The organism is Hymenobacter plasmatis, assembly GCF_020711255.1.
Lineage (GTDB): Bacteria > Bacteroidota > Bacteroidia > Cytophagales > Hymenobacteraceae > Hymenobacter.
In genome coordinates this window covers 1-7,840 of record NZ_JAJFAW010000050.1, presented here as the reverse complement: position 1 = coordinate 7,840, position 7,840 = coordinate 1, and the positions used below count along the sequence as shown (strand labels likewise).

The window sequence follows — 7,840 nt, the reverse complement described above, 5'->3', positions numbered from 1 at the left end:
CGCTGGGGGCGGTGCCCGCGGCCGCCCTTCGGGCCGCGGCGGCGCGGGCAGCCCGGGCAGCGGCCAAAGCGGCTTCGCGCTTCGCCGCCAGGCGGGCGGCGCGGGCGGCCCGGGCAATTTCTTCGCGCACGCGCTCGGCAATCAGGTTGTCGAGGCGTACCACCGAGCGGCGATGCTCCTCCAGCTCCTGGCGCAGCCCTTGCTCCTGCTGGCTGAGCTGCTGCACCATTTCATCTTCTTTGGACTTCAGCGTCAGCAGGTTTTTATTCTCGTTGAGCTGGCTGCTGAGCAACCGGCTTTTGCGCTGCTGCTGCTGCGTGAGGCCCGTGAGCTGCTCGTGCAGCCGGTACTGCGCACCCATGATGCGGGCCGCCTGCCGCTGCCGCTCCTCGGTGTACTGCCGGATGTAGCGCAGCCGCAAGGCAAACTGGTTGAACGAATCAGCCGCAAACAAAAACATCAGCTGGTTGAAGCCGCTGGCCGTTTTGGACGCCGTGTAGAGCAGGCGGGCGTATTCGGCTTTTAGTTCGCTCAGGGTTTGCTGGGTTTGCAGCACCTGCTTGGCCGTTTGGTGCACGTTGGTTTCGATGCCCTGCAGCTGGGTCGAAATCCCCTGGATGACCTGCTTTTTCACCGTCAGCTTTTCGGTGATGACGTGCAGCTGGCCCAGGCTCACCTTCTTCTTTTCCTGGGTTTGGTTCAGGGCCTGGCTGGTTTGCTGAATCTGGCGCAGGTTGGCCAGCCGCTCGCGCTCCAGCTGGGCCTTGCTTTTGGGCCGGGCCGTGCGGGTAGCCGTGCGCGGCTTGGCTTTGGTGCTTTTGGTGGGCTGCCTTTTGCTCTGGTGCTGGGCAGCGGCGGGCACGGCCAGCCACAAGCTCAGCAGGCACAGCAGTACCCACCGCCCGCGGCCTTGCCCGGCACTGGGCTTCCCCGGCGCGCTCCCCTTCTTACCAGCCTGCTTCTGTACCTGATTATTCAACGTGCGCCATTCAAAACCCATTGTTTATTTCTGACGCTTGTAGCCCTTGGGGATTACAAAGGGAAAGGCCAGGCGTTCGCGCCCCGCATTCACCTTGGTGTAGTTGATGGCCGCCGTAATCACGCCCAGCGCCGCCTGTTGAGCTTGGATAAAGGTAGCGTGCGCAAAGGGCAGATTGGCCTGCTCGTCCAGGGGCCGGAAATCGGTATAATCCACGGTAAGGTTGCGCTTGGTGGAGTCGTCGCTCACCTTAAGCTGCTGCACGCGGCCGGTGGTGGCTTGCAGCAGGCGCTCAATCATGACGCCCGCCAAGGGGTAGCTCACGCGCTGGCGGCCGGCTTCTTCGGTGGCCACTTTGGGGGTGGTGCCGGTAGGCGCTGGCAGGTAGTCGCCGAGCAGCAGGGCCTGCATCTGGGCAAAGCTCACGGGCACGTTCAGCAGCTTGCTCAAGTAGTCATAGCCGCCCGAAAAATAGGTTTTCTCCAGTTTGTTGAGCACCCGCACCGAGTCGTGGGTGAGCACGGCGCGCACGCCCTCTACGCCAACCAGGCCGGCCGAAATCCAGATGATGCTGTCGCGGCGCATGCGCAGCGTCACGTTGGCGCCCTGCTTGTTGCCCTTCATGTTGATTTGGGCCTTGCCCTTGGCATTCAGGAAGGTAAACGTGGTATTGGTGGCCCGCACCGACGGCTCGGCCACGGATACCGAGGTGCCCGGGCCGTTGGCCGAGGTAGTGGGTACCGCTTTGCGGTGGCAGCTGCCCAACAGCAGCCCCAGGGCCAGCAGCAGAGTGAGTTTATTCATACAGTTTTCGGTCTTTCAATTTGCGCTCCAGCAGGTCCGAAGCCACGCCCATTTTGCGGGCGCGCTGCCACTCGGCCACGGCTTTGTCCTTTTCGCCGAGCTGGTACAGCACATCGCCGTAGTGCTCCACCACGGAAGCGTCTTTGGTTTTGGGCAGGGCCTTTTCCAGGGTGGCTTTGGCGCCTGCGTAATCCTTCATTTTATACAGCACCCAAGCGTAGGTGTCCAGGTAGGTGTCGTTGTCGGGAAACTGCTTTACCACCTTGCCCGACATCTGCTTGGCCTTGTCGAGCTTTTCGCCCCGCAACGACAGGAAGTAGCTATAATTGTTCAGCACCTGCACGTTGTTGGGGTCGCTGACCAGCGCGGCCTCGTAGGCCGCGTCCGACTTGGCGTAGTCCTTCATTTCGTGGTAAGCGTCGCCCAGCTGCGCGTCGAACTGGCCGAGCAGCTCCGGGTTGTTCACCACCAGCTTGCGGCCGTGCTCCAGGGCCTTCACGCCTTTCTGGGGCTGCTTTTTCAGCAGATGCGCCACGCCGTTGTAGAACCACAGCGAGGCCTGGTTGGGAAACAGCTCCAGGGCACGGTCGGTGTGCACCAGCAGCGAGTCGGTCTGGTTCAGCTCCGCATCAATCAGCACCACCTGCTGCCAGATTTGGAACTTGGAGTTGTCGTAGCGCAGGGCCTTCAGATACGTATCGCGGGCATCCTTCTTCTTGTCGGTCAGGGTCTGGATGTCGCCGGCCACCGCATAGGATTTGGCATCTTTGGGGTAAATCTTGATGGTGGCCGCGGCCAGGTCGCGGGCCAGCTGGTTTACCGCTTCCTTGGGGTTGGGCAGCTGCTTGATGTAGCCCACCAGGATGCGCACCCGCTCGTCGATGTCCAGGGCCGGGCTGGCGAAGGCCAGCTTGAGCTGCTGGGCCGCTTCGTCGGGCTGGTTTTGCTGGCGGTACACCTCGGCCAGAATCATGTGGGCCTGGGGGTTTTCGGGCTCGAGGCGCAAGGCTTGTTGGGCTACGCGCAAGGCATCGGGCAGGCGGTTGTTGCTGGCGTACATCTCGGCCTGGGCCAGCACGTAGCGGGGCTCGTTGGGGTTGGCCCGAATGAGCTTCTCGCCTTCGGCCAGGGCCTGGTCCAGCTTGTTCTGCTTGAGGTAAATCTGCTGCTTTTTGAAGGAGATTTCGTCGACTTGCCCAAACTCCTTTTCGGCCTGCTCCAGGGTGGTCAGGGCCTCGGGCAGCTTGTTCTGGGCCAGGTACAGGTCGGCTAAGTTGAACAGGTAGCTGCCGGAGTTGGGCACCTGCTTGATGAGGGCCGCATAGGTTTTGGTAGCACCGTCGTACTGCTTCTGGCTGGCCTGAATGGTGGCCAGCAGCAGGTAGTAATAGGCATTTTTCGGGTCGAGGCGGGTGGCGGCCTCGGCGTAGTTGGTGGCGTCGCGCAGGTTGCCGCTTTGCAGGTTGGCCTCGGCTATCTTGTAGTTGATGGCCGCATTGTCCGGGTTCAGCGCGTAGGCCTTCAGCAGGTTCTCGAGGGCCTTGGGGTAGTCCTCCAGCAGCACGTACTTCACGCCCTCTACAAACAGGGCCTCGCTGTGCTCGCGGTCGCGCTCCGAAAGCGGCGCGGTACCCCGTTTGGCCTGAGCCTCAGCCTGCTTCTTGCTGGCTTCGCGCTGTTGTTTTTCCAGGGCCCGCTGTTCTTTGCGGGTCAGCTTAGCAGGCGGAGAGGTAGCGCCCTCCGTGGGCTGTGCATAGCCTACAGCTGCCAGCCCCAACCAAAACATCAGACTAAGAACAACTTGACGCATATACAATAAAACCGGACCTTGGGCCCGGCTCACGAAATTACGGGTAATAATGCCCAACGACGCGACCCTCACCAGAAGGCCGCGTCGTTAGTAACGCATTTCCGTCTTAAAATGTCACACGCGAAGCTGGTTATAATCGCCGAGACTTAAGTCGTCGGGCGTACCGGTCACGGTGGCGAAGTTGCCAATCATCGAATTGGTGATGACGGCGTTGAGCACCGAGGCCGACTGCTGCACTATCGAATTGGACAGGCGGGAGTCACGTACATTAGCGTGGTCGCCCAGCGACACGTGCGGCCCCACTACCGAATCGGTCACGATGGCATTCTCGCCGATGTACACCGGCTCGAGCAGCACCGAGTTGGTGATAATGGCCGACTTGGCCACCAGCGACTCGCCGCGCTCCTTCAGGTACTCGAGGTAACGCTGGTTCGTGAATACAGTGGCGTCCTTGTTGCCGCAGTCCAGCCACTCAGTTACGCGGCCGGGCACGAATACCGTGCCTTTGTTCTTCATGTTTTCCAGGGCATTGGTGAGCTGGTACTCGCCCTTGTCCTTGATGTCGTTGTCGAGCAGGTACTGCAGCTCGTTGCGCAGGTACTCGCCGTCCTGGAAATAATAGATGCCGATGATGGCCAGGTCCGAAACAAAGTCCTGGGGCTTCTCCACAAACTCCGTAATCTGGCCCTGCTCGTTGAGCTTCACCACCCCAAACGGCCGGGGGTCTTCCACCTGCTGCACCCAGATGGTGCCGGGCACGGAAGAGTCCAGCGTAAAGTCGGCCTTAAACAGCGTATCGGCAAAGGCCACGACTACCGGGCCGCTCAGCGACTCCTTGGCGCACAGAATGGCGTGGGCGGTGCCCAGGGGCTCGTCCTGGTACACGATGGTGCCTTTGGCGCCCACCGATTCGGCAATTTTCAGCAGGCTTTTCTCCACCGCGTCGCCAAAACGACCGATGATGAACGCCACTTCTTCTACCTGGTCGCCGCACACTTTGGCAATGTCCTCCACGAGGCGCTGCACAATGGGCTTGCCCGCAATCGGAATCAGGGGCTTGGGAACGGTGAGGGTGTGGGGACGCATGCGTTTGCCCATGCCGGCCATCGGTACGATGATTTTCACAATAGAAGTATTGAAGTGGAGGATTAAATGTAGGCGAAGCTTTCGGGAATTACACTATAGCGCTAGCCCACGCCCGTGCTTCCATACCCACCCGCGCCGCGTTGGGTTTCGCTCAGGGCCTCGGCGGGCTGCCAGGAAATGGTTTCGTGCTTGGCAACTATCAGCTGGGCAATGCGTTCGCCATCGTTCACCACGAAGGGCACGTTCGACAAATTCACCAGCAGCACCTTGATTTCTCCCCGATAATCGGCGTCAATCGTTCCCGGGCTATTCACCAGCCCAATGCCGTGCTTGTAGGCCAGCCCACTGCGGGGGCGGATTTGGGCTTCGTAGCCCACCGGAATTTCCAGGCTCAGGCCCGTTGGAATCAGGGCCCGCTCCAGCGGCCCGAGCGTCACTGGCGCCTCCAGGTTAGCGCGCAGATCGAGGCCGGCGGCGTGGGGCGTCTGGTATTCGGGCAGCGGGTGGTGCGAGTGGTTGATTACGGGAATCTGCATCAGAGAAAAGTTGAGCTAACAAGCGGGGTGCGCAAATATAGGAACGGCCCGAAGCCAGCCACTCCCCTACCGGACCACCAGCGGTGCGGCCGTGCGCGGCCGCTCCACCACGTACAGCGCCAGCAGAAAAGCCACCGTGAGCCCCGCGTGCCAGGCATGGCGCGCCCACCAGCCATCTACCTGCACCCACCAGCCCAACCCCACCAGGCCCGAAGCGAGCAGCAGCCACAGCCCCAGCCGCACCGCTGGGTACGGCACCGGGAAATGCCGCTCGCCGAGTCGCCAGCACAGGATGGCCATGGTAAAGTAGCAGGCCAGCGTAGCAATGGCGCAGCCCAGGTAGCCCAATAACGGAATGAGCAGGAAGTTGAGGGCAATGGTGAGCACCGCGCCGCCGGCCCCGATGTACGTGCCGTAGTACGTTCTGTCCGTGAGCTTAAACCACACCGACAGGTTGTAGTATACGCCCAAAAACAGGTTGGCCAGCAGCAGAATCGGCACCACCAATAGGCCCTGCAAATACTCCGGCCGCCGCAAAAACAGCTGCCCAAAGTCTTCCACGTTCAGGCTGATGCCCACGAAAATAATGGCGCAGCACAGCGTAAACCACTTCAAAATCATGGCAAACGTGGCCGGCGAATTCTTCTCGGTGCTTTGGGCAAAGAAGAACGGTTCGGCCGCGTAGCGGAACGCCTGAATCACGAGCGACATAAAGATGCTTAGCTTGTAGCAGGCGCCGTAAATACCCACCGCCGTTAGGCTGCTTTGGCCGGGGTAGAAGTTATCGGGCAGCCACTTAGGCAGCAGAATCCGGTCCAGGGTCTCGTTTACCATGCCGGCCAGGCCCATCAGCATCAGCGGATAGGCGTAGCCCAACAGCGGCCGCAGCACGGCCAGGTTGAGCCGAAATCGGAAGTCCAGCAGCTCGCGCCACAGCAGCAGCAGCGTGAGGGCACTCGCAAAAAGATTGGACAGGAATACGTAGCCCACGCCCACCGTGGGGTCGTAGAGGCGTGCCACCAGCGGCTGCAGGGCCGGCAGCCACTTCCCGCTGACCACCGCCGGGCACAGCACGATAAAAAACAGGTTCAGCGCCACGTTGGCCACGATGCCCACCAGCTTGATGGTGGCAAACTTTCGCGCCTTGTTTTCCAGCCGCAGCCGCGCAAACGGAATGGCCGTCAGCGCATCCAGCCCCAAAATCAGGGCCACCCACACCGCGTACTGCTCGTGGCCGGGCGGTATCTCCAGCAGCCCCAGCAGCGGGCGCGCCAGCAGCATGAGCAGGGCCGTAAGCCCCGCAGTGCTCACCAGCAGCAGGCTCAGTACCCGGTCGTACAGCTCGCGGCGGTCGGTACCAGGCCGGTTGGCGAAGCGGAAGTACGTGGTTTCCATGCCGTAGGTAAACACCACGTTCAGAAACGAAACGTAGGCGTAGAGCCCCGTCACCACGCCGTATTCCGCCGCTGCAAACGCCCCGGTGTATATCGGCACCAGCAGGTAAGTGAGCACCCGGCCCACAATGCTGCTGACGCCATACACGGCGGTTTGCGACGCTAATTTTTTGGCTACACTCATTCTTTCAATGAAGAATGAGGAATGAAGAATGAAGAATTGCGAACGGCTGCTTTTGGCCATTCTTCATTCCTCATTCTTCATTTCTCATTGAAACAGGCTTATTTCCCGGTGAACACCGCCGCGCGCTTTTCCACAAAGGCCTGCGTACCCTCCTTGAAGTCGTCGCTTTCGAACGCGCGGCCAAAGGATTTTGCCTCAGCCTCGTAGCCGTCGGCCTTTTTGGCGTAGTGCGCGTTCACGCATTCCAGCACCATGGCCACGGCCAGGGGCGCCTTGCCCAGAATTTTGCCCAGCAGCTGCTGGCAGAAGGCCAGCAGCTCGGCCTGTGGCACCACGTGGTTTACCAAGCCCAGGCGCAACGCCTCCTCCGCCTTTACCTGGTCGGCTGTGAGCAGCAGCTCGATGGCCTTTCCCTTGCCAATAAGCTGGGGCAGGCGCTGGGTACCCCCGTAGCCCGGCAGCAATCCCAGATTCACTTCGGGCTGGCCGAAGCGGGCGTTTTCGGCGGCCACGCGCATGTGGCAGGCCATGGCCAGCTCGCAGCCGCCGCCCAGGGCAAAGCCATTCACGGCGGCTATCACGGGTTTGGTGCTTTCCTCAATCCGGCAGAAGGCTTCCTGGCCGCGCTCAGCCGCCCGTTGGGCCTGCGCAGGCGTGAGGGCGGCCAGCTCGGCGATGTCGGCGCCGGCCACAAACGCTTTCTCGCCGCTGCCGGTGATGATGATGCCGCGCACCAGTGGCTCGTCAAGCGCGTGCTGCATGGCCGCGGCTATTTCATCGATGGTGGCGCCGTTCAGCGCGTTGAGCTTGCTGGGGCGGTTGATGGTGATGGTGAGGATGCCGCTGGCGGCGTCCAGGTCGTAGAGCAGGTTTTCGTAAGAAGCAGACATAGCGGAGAAAGGGGCCTGAATGATTTGGTCCGGCCAAAGATAGGGCACATGCCCGCCGAGGGTAGCCGGGCCAATCGCTGGACTAGGTGTATAGTCCCAAAGAGTGATGGTGTATTTTCCGGGCTGGAATTTCGCACGCACTTATGGGACAAGTACT

Annotated in this window: 7 protein-coding genes; all 7 read right to left on the bottom strand. The window is 61.2% G+C overall.

Translation table 11 applies throughout. The annotated features are described in order from the left end of the window. A partial coding sequence (locus LJ738_RS21000; RefSeq protein ID WP_410779931.1) for a murein hydrolase activator EnvC family protein occupies nt 1–979 on the bottom strand: 979 nt, incomplete at its 3' end. A gap of 24 nt (nt 980–1,003) precedes the next feature. Beyond that, nucleotides 1,004–1,783: a lipoprotein insertase outer membrane protein LolB1 gene (gene lolB1, locus LJ738_RS20995; RefSeq protein WP_227788318.1), complete on the bottom strand. Its 780-nt coding sequence runs from the start codon at nt 1,781–1,783 to the stop codon at nt 1,004–1,006. Further along, nucleotides 1,776–3,593, bottom strand: coding sequence for a tetratricopeptide repeat protein (locus LJ738_RS20990; RefSeq protein WP_227788317.1), 1,818 nt, complete (start codon nt 3,591–3,593; stop codon nt 1,776–1,778). Before LJ738_RS20990 ends, lolB1 begins: the two co-directional genes overlap by 8 nt. A 114-nt stretch (nt 3,594–3,707) precedes the next feature. Further along, nucleotides 3,708–4,718, bottom strand: a complete 1,011-nt coding sequence (locus LJ738_RS20985) for a sugar phosphate nucleotidyltransferase (protein WP_227788316.1) — start codon at nt 4,716–4,718, stop codon at nt 3,708–3,710. A 62-nt stretch (nt 4,719–4,780) separates the two neighbouring features. After that, on the bottom strand, nt 4,781–5,215 hold the full coding sequence (gene dut / locus LJ738_RS20980; protein WP_227788315.1) for a dUTP diphosphatase: 435 nt from the start codon (nt 5,213–5,215) through the stop codon (nt 4,781–4,783). 66 nt (nt 5,216–5,281) lie between these two features. Continuing rightward, on the bottom strand, nt 5,282–6,793 hold the full coding sequence (locus tag LJ738_RS20975) for a polysaccharide biosynthesis C-terminal domain-containing protein (RefSeq protein WP_227788314.1): 1,512 nt from the start codon (nt 6,791–6,793) through the stop codon (nt 5,282–5,284). A gap of 98 nt (nt 6,794–6,891) precedes the next feature. Further along, nucleotides 6,892–7,683 carry an enoyl-CoA hydratase/isomerase family protein gene (locus LJ738_RS20970; protein WP_227788313.1) on the bottom strand — a complete coding sequence of 264 codons (792 nt, stop codon included), beginning with the start codon at nt 7,681–7,683 and terminating at the stop codon, nt 6,892–6,894. Between the last annotated feature and the right edge of the window lie 157 nt (nt 7,684–7,840).

Excerpts from the sequence above, each read along its gene's own strand:
- lolB1 (WP_227788318.1), bottom strand. The coding sequence starts at position 1,783 with ATGAATAAACTCACTCTGCTGCTGGCCCTGGGGCTGCTGTTGGGCAGC.
- LJ738_RS20990 (WP_227788317.1), bottom strand. The coding sequence starts at position 3,593 with ATGCGTCAAGTTGTTCTTAGTCTGATGTTTTGGTTGGGGCTGGCAGCT.
- dut (WP_227788315.1), bottom strand. The coding sequence starts at position 5,215 with ATGCAGATTCCCGTAATCAACCACTCGCACCACCCGCTGCCCGAATAC.
- LJ738_RS20975 (WP_227788314.1), bottom strand. The coding sequence starts at position 6,793 with ATGAGTGTAGCCAAAAAATTAGCGTCGCAAACCGCCGTGTATGGCGTC.
- LJ738_RS20970 (WP_227788313.1), bottom strand. The coding sequence starts at position 7,683 with ATGTCTGCTTCTTACGAAAACCTGCTCTACGACCTGGACGCCGCCAGC.